This is a genomic window from Chimaeribacter coloradensis (assembly GCF_002858715.1).
In the GTDB taxonomy this organism is placed as follows: Bacteria; Pseudomonadota; Gammaproteobacteria; order Enterobacterales; family Enterobacteriaceae; genus Chimaeribacter; species Chimaeribacter coloradensis.
This window is the reverse complement of record NZ_PJZH01000048.1, coordinates 1-14739: the sequence shown is the minus strand read 5'-3', so window position 1 is coordinate 14739 and position 14739 is coordinate 1. Positions and strand designations below refer to the sequence as shown.

The 14739-nt window shown below is 61.0% G+C and carries 11 protein-coding genes; 2 read left to right on the top strand and 9 right to left on the bottom strand.

The window, feature by feature from the left end:
- Positions 1–469: 469 nt before the first annotated feature.
- Entirely contained in the window at positions 470–1768 is a 1299-nt protein-coding gene (locus CYR32_RS20715) for an MFS family transporter (RefSeq protein ID WP_101826983.1), read from the top strand.
- Here CYR32_RS20715 and CYR32_RS20710 read toward each other — a convergent pair.
- The 5 genes from CYR32_RS20710 to trxC form a co-directional block, all read right to left on the bottom strand.
- Complete coding sequence (locus CYR32_RS20710) at positions 1765–2100, bottom strand: YfiM family lipoprotein (RefSeq protein WP_101826982.1); 336 nt, start codon at positions 2098–2100, stop codon at positions 1765–1767. The two genes, CYR32_RS20715 and CYR32_RS20710, sit on opposite strands and share 4 nt — an antisense overlap.
- 55 nt (positions 2101–2155) lie before the next feature.
- The gene (gene pssA / locus CYR32_RS20705) at positions 2156–3511 is read right to left on the bottom strand and encodes a CDP-diacylglycerol--serine O-phosphatidyltransferase (RefSeq protein WP_101826981.1); all 1356 of its coding nucleotides are present in this window, start codon (positions 3509–3511) and stop codon (positions 2156–2158) included.
- Between the two features lie 127 nt (positions 3512–3638).
- Positions 3639–6305, bottom strand: coding sequence for a bifunctional acetate--CoA ligase family protein/GNAT family N-acetyltransferase (locus CYR32_RS20700; RefSeq protein WP_101826980.1), 2667 nt, complete (start codon positions 6303–6305; stop codon positions 3639–3641).
- A 54-nt stretch (positions 6306–6359) separates the two neighbouring features.
- The gene (locus CYR32_RS20695; protein WP_101826979.1) at positions 6360–7043 is read right to left on the bottom strand and encodes a tRNA-uridine aminocarboxypropyltransferase; all 684 of its coding nucleotides are present in this window, start codon (positions 7041–7043) and stop codon (positions 6360–6362) included.
- A gap of 146 nt (positions 7044–7189) precedes the next feature.
- A complete protein-coding gene (gene trxC / locus CYR32_RS20690) occupies positions 7190–7618 on the bottom strand; it encodes a thioredoxin TrxC (RefSeq protein WP_101826978.1) in 429 nt (142 codons plus the stop codon).
- Positions 7619–7855: 237 nt separating this feature from the next.
- Here trxC and CYR32_RS20685 point away from each other — a divergent pair, with 237 nt between their 5' ends.
- Positions 7856–9031, top strand: coding sequence for a tRNA/rRNA methyltransferase (locus CYR32_RS20685; RefSeq protein WP_101826977.1), 1176 nt, complete (start codon positions 7856–7858; stop codon positions 9029–9031).
- A 143-nt stretch (positions 9032–9174) separates the two neighbouring features.
- On the opposite strand, the gene emrB is transcribed toward CYR32_RS20685, so the two are convergent.
- The 4 genes from emrB to CYR32_RS20665 all read right to left on the bottom strand — a co-directional run bounded on the left by emrB (position 9175) and on the right by CYR32_RS20665 (position 14457).
- Positions 9175–10713, bottom strand: a complete 1539-nt coding sequence (gene emrB, locus CYR32_RS20680) for a multidrug efflux MFS transporter permease subunit EmrB (RefSeq protein WP_101826976.1) — start codon at positions 10711–10713, stop codon at positions 9175–9177.
- A 17-nt stretch (positions 10714–10730) separates the two neighbouring features.
- Entirely contained in the window at positions 10731–11903 is a 1173-nt protein-coding gene (gene emrA / locus CYR32_RS20675; RefSeq protein ID WP_101826975.1) for a multidrug efflux MFS transporter periplasmic adaptor subunit EmrA, read from the bottom strand.
- Positions 11904–12135: 232 nt separating this feature from the next.
- Positions 12136–12660: a transcriptional repressor MprA gene (gene mprA / locus CYR32_RS20670; protein ID WP_101826974.1), complete on the bottom strand. Its 525-nt coding sequence runs from the start codon at positions 12658–12660 to the stop codon at positions 12136–12138.
- Positions 12661–13278: 618 nt separating this feature from the next.
- Entirely contained in the window at positions 13279–14457 is a 1179-nt protein-coding gene (locus CYR32_RS20665) for an MFS transporter (protein WP_101826973.1), read from the bottom strand.
- Between the last annotated feature and the right edge of the window lie 282 nt (positions 14458–14739).

Below are 14739 nucleotides of genomic sequence, written 5' to 3'. Positions count from 1 at the left end.
GAAACGCCGTAGCGCCGATGGTAGTGTGGGGTCTCCCCATGCGAGAGTAGGGAACTGCCAGGCATCAAATTAAGCACAAGGCCATCCGCAAGGATGGCCTTTTTGCTATGGGGCAAAGTCAGCAGGCATATTTTGCATGCTCCAGCAGTCAAAATCTTACCGCTTTAGCAGCTAAAGCTACCTGCCGGGCACCATACCCGACAAAATGCCTCTTCATACGTCTATAAAGTGCATTTACCGTCAACCCTTCACGCCATGACTCTCCCGCCTTCTGGTTAATAAACACGCTTTTACTGTCTTATAAATCCGTATGGATGCCGTGTGTTATCACAAATCAGGCAGCAAATCCGCCGCAAACAGTGATTTCATTAGCCTGCTTGTTAATTGATTGGTTAAATTTTCATTATTGAAAATCGTTGGATTTGTATATTTTGTTAAATCCAATCGCTTAAAAGTCATGGAGAACGAAATGGCGGAGATTTCTCACAGCGTCCCTGAACAGGATGTGCAGATAGATAAGAAAAAGCGTGTGTTTGCGATCGTTGGAGCCTCATCCGGTAATCTGGTGGAGTGGTTTGATTTCTACATCTACTCCTTCTGCTCAATCTATTTTGCTGCAGCCTTCTTCCCGGCGGGTAACACCACGACCCAACTGCTGCAGACAGCCGGTGTCTTTGCGGCCGGGTTTTTCATGCGCCCAATCGGGGGCTGGTTATTCGGCCGGATCGCGGATAAACACGGGCGTAAAACCTCGATGCTGATCTCGGTCTGTATGATGTGTGGCGGCTCGCTGATGATCGCCTGTCTTCCGACTTACGCCACGCTGGGCGCATGGGCACCCGCCTTATTGCTCCTCGCCAGACTGTTCCAGGGGTTGTCCGTCGGTGGAGAGTACGGCACCAGCGCGACCTATATGAGTGAAGTTGCAGTAAAAGGGCAGCGCGGTTTTTATGCGTCTTTTCAATATGTCACGTTGATCGGCGGGCAGTTGATGGCCTTGCTGGTGCTGCTGGTTTTACAACACATTTTCAGTACTGCTGAGCTGAAAGAGTGGGGCTGGCGTATTCCATTTGCCCTGGGCGCCGGGCTGGCGGTGGTGGCACTGTTCCTGCGCCGGTCACTGGATGAAACCTCAAACCACGCCACCCGGCAACATGAAGATGCCGGTACGCTTAAAGGATTGTGGAAGCACCGCAAGGCATTCTTTATGGTATTGGGGTTCACCGCCGGCGGTTCACTCAGCTTTTATACCTTTACCACCTACATGCAGAAGTACCTGGTGAATACGGCAGGCATTGAGGCCAAAACGGCCAGCACCATCATGACGATGGCCCTGCTGGTCTACATGGTATTGCAGCCGGTAATTGGTGCACTGTCAGATAAGATCGGCCGCCGTAACTCTATGCTGATTTACAGCGGCCTGGCGACCCTGCTCACCGTGCCGATCCTCTATACCCTGAAGGGGGTGACCGATCCCTGGCTGGCCTTTGGGCTGATCGTCGGAGCGTTGACGATTGTGTCGTTCTATACCTCCATCAGCGGCTTGCTGAAGGCGGAGATGTTCCCGCCGGAAGTGCGGGCGATGGGGGTAGGGCTTTCGTATGCGGTGGCGAACGCCCTGTTTGGCGGCTCGGCGGAGTATGTCGCGCTGTCGCTGAAATCCTGGGGCGTTGAGAACGTCTTCTTCTGGTATGTTTCAGGCATGGCGTTACTGGCATTTCTGGTGTCGGTCAGCCTGCATCGCAAAGGGAAAGAGATTCAGCTTTAGTTGGCAGCTTCATAAACCGTGTAGCCGGCCAGCGCGCCGGCGATATCCCAGCCCAGATCTTTCCAGCTCCAGCCGCTGCCTTCGGCGCGGCTGTCATAGCCCTCTTTTGCCACGCCCAGGCTGAGTGAAAACAGCAGCCCAACCGTCCGCCGCTCAGCCTGCCCGGCGTGCTGGCGTTCTGCGTAGGCACTGCCGGCGGCGGCCAGGGCGGCGGAGCCAATAAAGTGCTCAACCTTATCCTGCCCGGTCCATCTGTCCTGCGCGTAGTGGCTGCATCCACCACAGCTCAGCAGCAGGGCGGCCAGTGGCAGGGCAACGCTGACTCTCCTCATCGCTTCCCCCTACAATCCCTATAAAAAACCCCGGCCAGGGCGCGGGGTTTGATGATTACAGGATCCGGCTAATCAGCCGGTCAATGCGGATGCGCCGCAAGCGGCGAATCAGCTTGCGCACTTTCACCGGATACTGCTGAATACTCTCCAGCTCCAGATAGTGGTTCACCACCTGGGTATGCCGGCGAATCGCTTCCAGCTCGGTACGGCGCTGCTCATGCAACTGCTGATGCGGATCGTGGATCAGAATCGCATTCTCCAGGTCGAGCCGCCAGGCACGCGGGTTGAGGTTATTCCCGGTGATCAGCTGCCACTCTTCATCCACCCAGATCCCTTTCAGGTGATAGCTGTTATCGCCATCTTTCCATAACCGTACGATCAGTTGCCCGCTGTCGATAAAGCGCTGCAAACGGCTGAGGAAGCGGCGCAGGTTAATTTCATACAGATAGGGCAGGGCGCCGATGATCTTAAACGGCTGATCCTGCGGGATATAAAAGTCGTTGGCGGTTTTGTCCCCAACGATAATCTCCACCTGCTTACCCTGGCGCAGCAGCGCGACCAGGTTACGCACCAGCAAGGCCGGCAGGTTGAAATAGGGGGTACAGAGCGTCAGCCGGTCGTCGGCGCAGGCCATCAGGTGGAAGATGGTTTTATTCAGAACGCTCTGTTTGCCCAGCCCGACCAGCGGCGTCACCGCCAACTGATCGTTACCGGCGCTGCCGTGAAAACTGTAGCCGGCCCCGCGCAGCGTCTGGCGGAACATCCGCGTCTCGTTTTTGATTTCCGGGCTTTTGGGGCGATCGCTGCGGTCGAGGCGGGAGACGGCCTCAGCAGTAAGTAAGTGCTTATTGATATAGGCGATCATCGCATCGGCCATCGGCGCATTGCGGATCAGCTGATAACGGTCGTAACGGTATTTTTCATGCTGATGCAGATAGACATCATTCAGGCTGGCACCGCTGTAGATGACCTGATCATCCACGATGAACCCTTTCAGGTGCAAAACGCCCAGCGCTTCACGCGTGTTGACCGGCACGCCATACACCGGCACTGCGGCGTCAGGGTGCTGTTGCGCCATATCGCAATACCAGTCGGCGTTGGTATGGCCGGCAGCCGCCCCGATGCGCCCGCGTTGTGCGCGGTGCCAGTCAACCAGCACCGCGATCTCCAGCTCCGGCCGCGCCTGCTTGGCGTGATACAGCGCCTCAAGCACGCTGCGCCCGCCGTCATCATTCTCCAGATAGAGCGCCACCAGATAGATGCGGCGCTCAGCCCGGGCAATGGCGTCCAGCAATGCCACACGGAAGTCCGCCGGTGCATAAAGCGTGCGGATAGCGTCTACCGTCTGGGGGAGTTTGGGCAAGTGTGCAAGGTGTTGTTGATGTTTATTGCGTTTAAATTTAGACAACATCACAGTGCGCTTCTTCTCTCTTCAAGTATGGCGGGAGCGCCACGGGCGAAAATAATAAACTGTTGAACCGGCCGATAATAACATTAGTCACCCGCGGGTGCGCAGGTTTTGCCGGTAATCCTCTGAATCATAGTGATTCTGAAGATGACGGCGACAGCGCTAACGTCAGATTGACGATGCCATCTTCCAGCAGAATCTCGACCTGAAAACCGCGTTTTTTGGCCAGCGCAATCATGCCACGGTTATTCGGCATGGTAATACCGGTCAACCGTTTCAAACCGTGATCGGTGGTGTAGGCGATCATCTTGGCCAGCAACCGGCCGCCCAGCCCCAGGCCTTTCAGGTCGGAGCGCACCAGCACCGAAAACTCAGCATCAATATTGTCAGGATCGGAGACGGCACGGGTCACGCCGATAATGACCTGGCTATCGCCCTCAGGCCGCACCGCCACAAACGCCATCTCCCGATCGTAGTCGATTTGGGTCATATTCGCCAAATCTTCATGGGTAAACTCATTGATCTCGCTAAAGTAGCGATAGTAGAGATCTTCCTTGGTGACGCGGCTGATAAAGTGCTTCAGCAGCGGCTCATCTTCCGGCAGGATGGGCCGGAACAGGCAGTGGCTGCCATCTTTCAGGACGACCCACTCTTCCAACGTATGGGGATAGGGGCGGATCGCCAGCCGCGCCTGCGGATCGCCGCTGAACGGGGCCAGTTGCATCGACACATCAAGCAGGCTGAATTCACTGCCGGAGGCCAGTAGCGGGTGGATGTCCAGCCGGGTAATCTGCGGGCAATCGAGGATCAGGTCAGACACCTGCACCAGCAGGCGGCTGAGCGCCGGAATGTCGAGCGGGCGCAGCGCGCTGCGGCCACGGATTTTGCCGCCTTTTACGGCCTGCATCACCAGATAGCGCGCCAGCGTCATGTTCAACGGCGGGAGGGCCACGGCTGCCTCTTCATCCGGCCGCCACGCCACGCCGCCTTCACCCAGCATAATCAGCGGGCCGAACACCGGGTCTTGCTCCACCACAATCCGCAGCTCCTGCGCCCCGGCGCGGTTCGCCATGCTCTGCACCAACAGCCCCTGGATGCGCGCCTGCGGAAAGGCGCGGCGCACCCGGTCGAGGATGGCGTCCGCCGCCTGCTGCACCTCGGCGGCGGTGCGCAGGTAGAGCATCACCCCCTGCACTTCAGACTTATGCGGAATATCCGGCGAGCGCAATTTTAACGCCACCGGGTAGCCGATCTGCTCGGCGATGTGCACCGCCTCGGCACTGTCACCGGCGATCCAGGTCGGCAGGGTATTCAGCCCGTAAGCCTGCAAAATGGCGCGGACTTCATGGGTGTCGAGCTGGATCGCCCCGTCTGCCAGCGCCTGGTCGATCAGCTGGTGGGCGTGGGCGCTGTCGGTCGCCAGCGCCTGCGGCAGGGCAGGGGTCTCCCGCAGCTGCTTCTGGTTGCGCCGGTACTCCACCATATGCATAAAGGCGGTCACTGCCCCCTCCGGGGTGCGGTAGGTGGGGATGCCGGCCTCGGTAAACAGCCGCCGCGCCTCCTGGGAAGAGTGCTCGCCACACCAGTTGGTCAGCAGCGTAATGCGTTTGCCGCGCGGGTGGCGCTTCACGGTGTCAATAAGCAGGGACGCGGTGGTCGTGGCATGGGCGGCGGCGCTCGGCGCATGGATCAACAGCAGCGCATCGTAATCCTGGCTGTCGAGCAGCAGCGCCAGCGCCGTCTGGTAGCGGGCAGGCGTGGCGTCATCGCGCAGGTCCAGCGGGTTAGCCGGGGAGATCATGTCCGGCAGTGCGGCTGCCAGCGCGTCTGACGTGGTGGTATCGAACGTGGCGAGTTTGCCGTGGCGGTGCAGCAGTTCATCCAGCGCCATCGCTGCCGGGGCTGCGCCGTTGCTGACAATCAACAGCCGCTCGCCGCGCAGCGGGTGCATATGGCTCAGGGTTTCCACGGCGGAAAACAGCTCATGGGTATCCTGTACCCGCAGCAGCCCGGCGCGCTGAATGGCGGCATCGTAGGCGGCGTCCAGCCCCTGGCGGCCCTGCAACAGCTGTTGCGCCTGCGGGCTGCGGCCGCTTTTGATCACCAGAATCGGTTTATTGCGCGAGGCGCTGCGCGACGCGGAGAGAAAACGGCGCGCATCACTGACATGCTCCAGGTAGAGCAGAATGGCGCTGGTTTTGGCATCCCGCGCCAGGAAATCGAGCAGGTCATCGACATCAATATCGAGGCTGTCGCCGAGGGAGATGAAGTAAGAGAAGCCCATCGCCCGCTGTTGCGCCCAGTCGAGGATGGTATTGGCCACCGCCGCGGATTGCGAAATAAACGCCAGTTTGCCTTTCTTGATCGGCACCGGTGAAAAGCTGGCGTTGAGCTGCTGCCACGGGGCCAGCAACCCCAGGCTGTTGGGGCCGAGCAGCCGCATGGAGAAACGCTGGGCGCAGGCTTTCAGCTCAGGGAATTGCGCCGGGTGGGAAGAGAGCACAATGGCAGTTTTGCAGCCTTTCTGCCCCAGCGCCTCCAACAGTGCCACGTTACGGTCGGCGCGGGTGCAGATCACCGCCAGATCGGGCGTCACCGGCAGGCTGGCGACGTCTGCATAGGCCAGCACGCCGCACACGGCGCGGCCGGTGGGGGTGACCGGCAGCACAGGCCCGGTGAAGCCGCCCTCCAGCAGGTTACGCATCATCAGGTTGCCGGCGCGCCCCGGCTTATTGGACGCCCCGATCACAGCGATCGACTTAGGCCGTAACAGCGCCTCTAATCCGCGTTGGCTCATCTGCACACTCTTCTGACATAGGCTGAGTGGATGATTTTACGCGCAATAGCGGAATTATGCTGTGACCTCAACCGGCCGGTGTGGTTTTCCGGCCAGATAGCGTTCGCGGAAAGTGTGGAAATGGGTCGCCAGCCCGGTGGCGGCTGCGGCGTCGCCTGCCTGTTCCAGCAGGACGGCGGCCACTTCGGCGGTGCAGTGCTGCTCCGGCCGCTGGGCCTCGCGCAGCAGATAGCGTGAGGTGGACGCGACATTCAGTGAGAACATCGGCAGCCCATTCAGGTAGGGGCTTTTGCGGAACATCTTTTTCGCTTCGGTCCAGGTGCCGTCCAGCATGATGAACAGCGGCGGTTTGCCGCCGGCAGGCAGCTGGGTAAACACCTGCCGCCCCGGCTCGGCGTAGGCATCCGGGAACACCACATAGGGCTGGCGCGTTGGGTCAGCCACCGCCGCCAGCAGCGCCGGGTCGGTCTCGGTGCGTGACCAGACAAACGCCTGGGTATCGGGCAGGATGTCCGCAATCAGCCGCCCGGTATTGCTCGGCTTCAGCGCCTCGGTGTCAAACATCACCAGGCAGAACCGGCTGCGCGCCGGTTGCGGCACAATAGTGTCACACAAACAGTTCACCTGCGGCAGCAGGCAGCACTGGCAACGGATCACCCGGCAGCCGCGGGCGCGGTAAGGGCGGGTTGAACGGGCCAGGCGCTCGCGGCGCAGGCGTAAAACGGCGTTGTCTGACATGGGGGCTTCCGGGGCATTCAGGGCAGGGTAAGGCGCGCTATTCTAAACAACCGGTGCCGCCGCCGCCACCGTTAAACCGGCGGCAGCGGGGCGATGCATCAGGCCCGATCGCCATTCATGCATTACACTGAAGGGTAAAGCGCGGCTTATTTCGCCATGATGGTTTCGTCGAGCCAGCCATTGAACGGGGCTTTCGGCATGGCGCCGCTCAACATATCCACCATTTCACCTTTATGGAACACCATAATGGTCGGGATGCTGCGGATGCGGAAACGCGCACTGAGCGCCTGTTCCTGCTCGGTGTTGATCTTCACAAACCGCATTTTACCGGCGCGCTCTTGCGCCACCTCTTCAAACACCGGGGCAAAGTTCAGGCACGGCCCGCACCACGGGGCCCAGAAGTCGATGACCACCGGCAGATCGTCTTGCAGCAGTTTATCCAGCGTGGCGGCAGTGGCGTGGGTCACGTCGCCATCAAACAGCGGGTGACCGCAACGGCCGCATTTTGCGCCGTCATCAATGCGGTCTTCAGGCAGGCGGTTGGTGGCCTGGCAGGATGCACAAACGGTATTCATAAAATAGCCTCAGTCAGAGAAATACGTATCAGCCCGATGCGCCAACAGGCGGGAAACGGCCCGGATAGCGCGCGAAATGTTGCTGTGATGTTAGCAGTATGGAGAGTTTCCCTGGCGCGGACAAAACGATTTGTTCAATGAATGCAATAGATTTTAGCTTTTAGCGATTGCGTGTGGTTTACCCGGCGCATATCAGGTAATCTGCGCGCCCAGCGCGTTTGGTAGGTGGAGAAGAGAATGAGCGATTCATTAAGTGGTAAAGGCGGCAAAGTCAAAGTGATGTACGTCCGCAGTGAGGATGACGGCGACAACCGTAACAAAGATCGTCGTCCGGCCGGTAAAGGCCGCGACAACGGGCGTCCGGAGAGCGGCCGCCGTGACGATCGCCGCGGCAGCGATGCCCGCGGCAGTAACGGCCCGCGCGGCGGCGACGCACGCGGTAACGGCCCACGCGGCGAGTCCCGCGGCCCGCGCAGCAGCGATGCCCGCGGCGGCGACACCCGCAATGACACCCGCCGTAATGACCCGAATCGCCCGCGCCGCCCGGCCCGTGACGATCGTGACGACGGCCCGTACAGCTCCCCGTGGAAAACCGTGTCCCGCGCGCCGTCCGACGAGGCGGTGCCGGACCACGGCGGCATTACCGGTAAAAGCTTTATCGACCCGGAGCAGCTGCGCCGCCAGCGCGCCGAAGAGACCCGTGTCTACGGTGAAAACGCCTGTCAGGCGCTGTTTGCCAGCCGCCCGGACGCCATTGTGCGCGCCTGGTTTGTGCAGTCCGTCACGCCGCGTTTCCGCGAGGCGCTGCGCTGGATGGCGGCCAACCGTAAAGCCTACCACGTGGTGGAAGAGGATGAGCTGGCGAAAGCGTCCGGCACCGAGCACCACGGCGGCGTCTGCTTCCTGATCAAGAAACGCCAGGGGCTGACGGCGGAAACCTACCTGGAGCAGGCACCGGCAACCGACTGCGTGCTGGCGCTGGAGGATGTCGGCAACCCGCACAACCTCGGCGGCATCATGCGCACCTGCGCCCACTTCGGCATCAACGGCCTGCTGGTGCAGGACCCGGCGCAGCTGGAGTCCGGCGCGGCGGTGCGTACGGCGGAAGGCGGTGCGGAGCATGTGAAAGCGATCAACGCCGATGATTTCCTGAGCGTGCTGGACACCTTCCGCAAGGCGGGTTACACCATCGTGACCACCTCCAGCCACAAAGGCACGCCGCTGTCGAAAGCGGCCCTGCCGGCCAAAATGGTGCTGGTGCTCGGCCAGGAGCGTGACGGCCTCTCTGACAGCGCCTGGCAGCAGGGTGACCTGAGCATCTCCATCGGCGGCACCGGCCGCGTTGAGAGCCTCAACGTCTCGGTCGCGACCGGCATCCTGCTCGGTGAGTGGTGGCGTCAGAACCAGGGCTGATACTGAGCCTGCCCTAAAAAAACGGACGCCTGGCGTCCGTTTTTTTATGTTTGCCGAACAGTAAACGGACGCCGCGGCGTCCGTTTTTTTATGGCTGTACTTTTATGGCTGTACTTTTATGGCTGTACTTTTATCGCTGTCATTTAGTGCGCGCCGCCACCCCCGCCGGGGCCGGAGCCGAACGGCGGGCGGGCAAACCAGACCAGCGCCAGCAGCAGGATGAAAATCCCCGCAGAGAGCCAGAAGATCTCGTTGGCCGAAATAATCAGCCCCTGATTGGTGATCTCCTGCGCCAGGTAAGCCGACGCCTGCTGCTGGCTCATGCCGAGCTGCTCCAGCTGCTGATAAGTCTGCTGCGCCACCGGGTTGAACGGGTTCACCGACTCGGTGAGCTGCGCATGGTGCATCGCCTCGCGGTCGGTCCACAGCGTCGTGGTGATCGAGGTGCCGATGGAACCGGCCAGCGTCCGCATAAAGTTCGACAGGCTGGAGGCCGCCGCCAGCCGCTCCGGCGGCAGGCCGGAGAGGGTGATGGTGGTCAGCGGCATGAAGAAGCAGGCCACGGCAAACCCCTGGATAAACTGCGGCCAGGCCGAGGCACCGAAATCCATACCCGGTTCGAACGTCCAGGCGCGCCAGTAGAAGCAGACGGCGTACATAATGAAGCTGAAGGTCACCAGCCGCCGCATATCCAGCTTATGGGCAAAGCGGCCGATAATCGGCGACAGGATCACCGGCAGAATGCCGACCGGCGCTGACGCCAGCCCCGCCCAGGTGGCGGTGTAGCCGTAGACCTCCTGCAACAGCTGCGGCAGCAGAACGATCGCGCCGAAGTAGAGCATATAGGCTAGGCTGATACAGAGGCAGCCGATGGTGAAATTGCGCTCCTTGAACAGCGCCAGATCCACAATCGGGTGCTCGTCCGTCAGCTCCCAGACAATCAGGAACGCCAGCGCCACCACGGCCACCACCGTCAGGACGATGATCTCCCGCGAGCTGAACCAGTCCAGCTCTTTGCCGCGGTCGAGCATCACCTGCAAGCAGCCAATCCCGACGACCAGCAGCACCAGCCCCACCGTATCAATCGGTTTGATCTCGGTCCGGGTTTCGCGGCCGCGCAGGGTCTGCAACGTCAGCATCACCACCGCGATGCCAATCGGCACGTTGATGAAGAAGATCCAGCCCCAGTGGTAATTATCGCTGATGTAGCCGCCGAGAATGGGGCCGCAGATCGGGGCCACAATCACCGTCATCGACCACAACGACAGCGCCAGCCCACGTTTGGCGGGCGGGTAGTTGCTGAGCAGCAGGCTCTGCGACAGCGGGATCAGCGGCCCGGCGACGATGCCCTGGATCACGCGGAAGAAGATCAGCATCTCCAGGCTGTTGGAGATGCCGCACAGCCAGGAGGCCACGGCAAACATCACCGTTGACCAGAGGAACAGCTTCACTTCACCGAAACGCTTCGCCAGCCAGCCGGTGATCGGGATCGAGATGGCATTCGCCACGCCGAAACTGGTGATCACCCAGGTGCCCTGGGAGTTGGACGCGCCCAGGTTCCCGGCGATGGTGGGGATCGCCACGTTGGCGATGGTGGAGTCCAGCACCTGCATAAAGGTTGCCAGCGCCAGCGCCACGGTCATCCAGGCGAGCTGGGCGCCCTCAAGCGGTTTTTTAGCCACGCTTACCTCCGCCGGGTTCAGCCGCCATTCGCATGAATGATGTCAGCAATCATCTGGTTGACCGGGGCCAGGTCCAGCGTCAGGGCGTTGGTCTGGTAGAGCGGCCCCTGGCGCACGGTGGTGGCCAGCACCTGGCCGTCGGCGTTGCGGGTATCCACTTTCACCAGCGTCGAGAGGCCGATACGCAGCGGGTGGGCGGCAACCTGCTGCGCATCCAGCTCAATACGCACCGGCAGGCGCTGCACCACTTTGATCCAGTTACCGGTGGCGTTCTGCGCCGGCAGCAGGGAGAAGGCGCTGCCGGTGCCCATGTCCAGACCGACCACTTTGCCCTGGTAAACCACGTCGTCGCCATAGATGTCACTGACCACGGTGGCCGGCTGGCCGATGCGCATCTGCGCGAGCTGGGTCTCTTTGAAGTTGGCATCCACCCAGAGGTTAGTGGAGGGCACCACCGCCATCAGCGGGCTGCCGGAGGTGATCTGCGCGCCGACCTGCACACTGCGGCGGGAGACGTAGCCATCAATCGGGGCCACCACACGGGTACGCTGCAGCGCCAGCCAGGCGTCACGCAGCTGGGCGGCGGACTGCTGAATCGCAGGCTGCTGGGCCAGTGGGGTGTTGAGGATCATCGCCTGATTGGCGTTGTATTGCTGTTGCGCCACATCCAGCGACGCTTTGGCGCTGTCCACGGCATCACGCGCGTGTTGCAGCTCCTCGCGGCCAATCGCCTTAGCGGCCCCGAGCACCACGCGGCGCTGGTAGTCGCTTTCCGCCTGGCTCAGCTCGGTTTTGCGCAGCGCAATCGTCGCCTGATACTGCTTGCTGTTGATGATCAGCTGGTGGGTCTGGCGCACGCTGCTGGCCAGTTCGGTTTTGGCGCGCTCGAACGCCTGCTCGGCATCGGTCGGGTCAAGGGTCAGCAGCACATCGCCTTTGCGCACGAAATCGGTGTTATCGACGTTGACCCGCGTCACGCTGCCGGAGACCTGGGCCATAATCTGCACCTGGTTGCCTGCCACGTAGGCATCATCCGTTTCCTGATAATGGCGTGATACCAGGAACCAATAAATGGCATACGCCACCCCAACAATCAGGAAAATCGCGGTCAGAATAATCAGCGCCCGCTTACGGGAACGTTTCTTCGCGGTGGGTTGCTGCGGGTGTTGCTGCTCCGCCTCTGCACTCATGGTTTTCTCCACGTTTTATTGACTTATTATGATGTTACGCGCCGGGCCACGCGGCCGGCACAGGTCCGATCCTTGCCTTGGTTACCCGGGGAGGGTAACGCAGACCGCCCCGGAGCCGGGGCAACGGGGCGGTAAAAAAATCATTGGGTGCCGTGACGGTGGGGGCTGCCTGGTGGCGCGTCATGCGCCACACCGCCTGCTTCCCCCACCGGCCCGGGGCCGGAAAGCGAGCTTACACGGTGGTGGCCTGCTCGGCCATGTCCATCTGGTCCAGGCGCGTCAGCAGTTTGCGCGTCAACGCTTCCAGCTGCTGCTGCTCGCTCTCGGTCAGCGTCGACCAGAGGAAGTGCAGGCTTTTATGCTGCGGCGGCAGCAGCTGGCGCAGGAACGCCTCGCCCGCCGGGGTCATGTGCAGGTGCAGGCAGCGGCGGTCGTTATCGCTTTCGCGGCGCTCAATCCAGCCGCGCTTCTCCAGTTCATCGGCGATGCGGGTGGCATTGGTACGGGAAGAACCGAGGGCAGAGCTGAGTTCAGAAGGTTGAATGCTGTGGCTCTCCTGGGCATCCAGGGTGATCAGCGCCATAAATAGGGTTTCATTAATGCCCTGTGCTTTCAGCATCTTATTGCGGTTTTCCAGCAGCTTGCTCTGCATGTGCATACATAACCGCGTTAACAGGATCTCCTGGTAAGGGAAATCTTTCTGTCGCTTGGCGCGAAAATTCAGCATCTGTTCAATTGGGGTAAACGAACTGTCCATTATGAGGAACCTCATTAGTTACAGGCGGTATAGTAACGATGGTGATTAACAAAGTAAACGCCACGCTATGCGAAATTGTTAATTTGTTGTATCCCGTTGCGGCGGCTGTTGGCCTGCCGGGCGCGGTGTAACACGGCCGGTAACGGGAACATCCCGGGGGCAGGGGTCAGGCGAACAGAGGGGGTGTCAGGCTGCATGTCCGGCACGGCTGAGGGCGAACGGGAAGAGGGCCGCGGCCACCGGCAGAGCGAGTGCTCTCGTCCGGCGCGCAACGGCAGGCGCACAGCGGCATTAGCTGAAATGTGCGTAAAAACAATAACATCACTACTCATTGGTGCGTCCTTGGCATCCATGGCAAGGGTTAAAGCAGAGACAGCGGGCAGGCCGGCGAACATCCGGAAAGGTCACCGGCAGAGAACCAATCAGGGCGGGCATGCTGTCGGTGAGACCAGAAAAGCGGGCTTGCGGTGTCGGTAATGCCTTGGCTTTGCATCGGGTCACGGCCGGCGCACGGGCCGGCAGCGAAAAGTAATTTATTAGCCAAACATTACCAGACTGTTAATAGTCTTAATACCCTAAGGTGGAAATAAATTGCGATACTGACTATTTGCGTGCTAATCAGACCCGGTGCTGATGGTTAAATGCCCAATGCACCAGGTTGATCAGCGAGATTACCGCCCCGGCTGCCGCCACGCCTGGCCAGCCTGCATGTTGGTAAGCACTCGCTGACAAGAGAGACCCCACCGCGCCGCCGATAAAATAGCTGGTCATATACCCGGCAGTCAGGCGGTTGCGCGCCTCCGGCAGGGTACGGTAGATCACGCTCTGGTTAGTGATATGCACCCCCTGAACGGCCATATCCAGCACCAGAATCCCAACGATCAGCCAGGCCACGGAGTGCTGGCCGTAGTAGATCGCCCCCCAGGAGAGCAGCAGCAAAACGATGCCCACGCTGGTGGAGTGTTTCGCGAACCCCTTGTCTGCGAGGTGCCCGGCGCGCCCGGCCGCGAGTGCGCCGGCGGCCCCGGCCAGCCCGAACAGCCCGATGGTGCCTTCCGAGAAGCTGAAGGGTGGGGCGGCGAGCAGGAAGGCCATGGAAGTCCAGAGGATGCTGAAGTTGGCAAAGGAGAACATGCCGATCAGCGCGCGGGTACGCAGCAGCGGGTTACGCAGGAACAGGGTGAAGATGGAGCCGATCAGCTGGGCGTAGTTGAGGTCGGTATGCGGTTTGGCGCGCGGCAGCACGCGCCACATCACGGCGGCCATGATGAACATCAATACGCTGGCGACCCAGTAGATGGTGCGCCAGCCGCCGAACGCGGCCAGCGCCCCGGCCACGGTACGCGCCAGCAGGATGCCGAGCAGCAAACCGCTCATGATGGTGCCGACCACTTTGCCGCGCCGGTGCGGCTCCGCCATGGAGGCGGCCAGCGGCACCAGGATCTGCGCCACCACCGAGAACAGCCCGGTCATGGCGGTGCCGATCAGCATCAGCGACAGGGTATGGGTGGAGGCGGTAATCAGCATCCCGGCCCCGGCCAGCAGCATCATCAGCACGATCATTTTGCGCCGTTCAAACTTATCCCCCAGCGGCACCAGGAACAGCAGGCCGCAGGCGTAGCTGACCTGCGCGACGGTCACGATAAACCCGGCCTGGTTGACCGACAGGGAGAAGGCGTTCGCGATGGTTTCCAGCAGCGGCTGGGCATAATAGTTGCTGGCCACTGCCAGCCCGGTAGCGACCGACATCAGCAGGGTCAGCGCCGGCGTCAGGGTGGCTTTTTTATTTTCAGTCATTATGGGTAGGTACTTAATAGGTAGGTTGCTTATTAGTAGGGGATAGTATTACCCACGGGGTGGGGATCCACCAAGAGGGGGATGTGTATTGGCATACAGGCGCTTCTCTTGGGGGCAGGGCGTGTGTGGCCACGCTGTTGCCACCGGGGGTAACGTGGGATGTTTTGGTTGCCTGGGTAACCGGGCAGCCGGGCAGGCAGGAGGCAAGGGGGATCGAGGTGGTTGCGTTGGCATACGCCCGCACGCTTTCTGCGGCCCCGCTGCCGCCACCGCGCAAGGGGC

Bases quoted from the DNA above. Each gene is read 5' to 3' on its own strand.
- CYR32_RS20715 (WP_101826983.1), top strand. From the start codon at position 470: ATGGCGGAGATTTCTCACAGCGTCCCTGAACAGGATGTGCAGATAGAT.
- CYR32_RS20710 (WP_101826982.1), bottom strand. From the start codon at position 2,100: ATGAGGAGAGTCAGCGTTGCCCTGCCACTGGCCGCCCTGCTGCTGAGC.
- pssA (WP_101826981.1), bottom strand. From the start codon at position 3,511: ATGTTGTCTAAATTTAAACGCAATAAACATCAACAACACCTTGCACAC.
- CYR32_RS20700 (WP_101826980.1), bottom strand. From the start codon at position 6,305: ATGAGCCAACGCGGATTAGAGGCGCTGTTACGGCCTAAGTCGATCGCT.
- CYR32_RS20695 (WP_101826979.1), bottom strand. From the start codon at position 7,043: ATGTCAGACAACGCCGTTTTACGCCTGCGCCGCGAGCGCCTGGCCCGT.
- trxC (WP_101826978.1), bottom strand. From the start codon at position 7,618: ATGAATACCGTTTGTGCATCCTGCCAGGCCACCAACCGCCTGCCTGAA.
- CYR32_RS20685 (WP_101826977.1), top strand. From the start codon at position 7,856: ATGAGCGATTCATTAAGTGGTAAAGGCGGCAAAGTCAAAGTGATGTAC.
- emrA (WP_101826975.1), bottom strand. From the start codon at position 11,903: ATGAGTGCAGAGGCGGAGCAGCAACACCCGCAGCAACCCACCGCGAAG.
- mprA (WP_101826974.1), bottom strand. From the start codon at position 12,660: ATGGACAGTTCGTTTACCCCAATTGAACAGATGCTGAATTTTCGCGCC.
- CYR32_RS20665 (WP_101826973.1), bottom strand. From the start codon at position 14,457: ATGACTGAAAATAAAAAAGCCACCCTGACGCCGGCGCTGACCCTGCTG.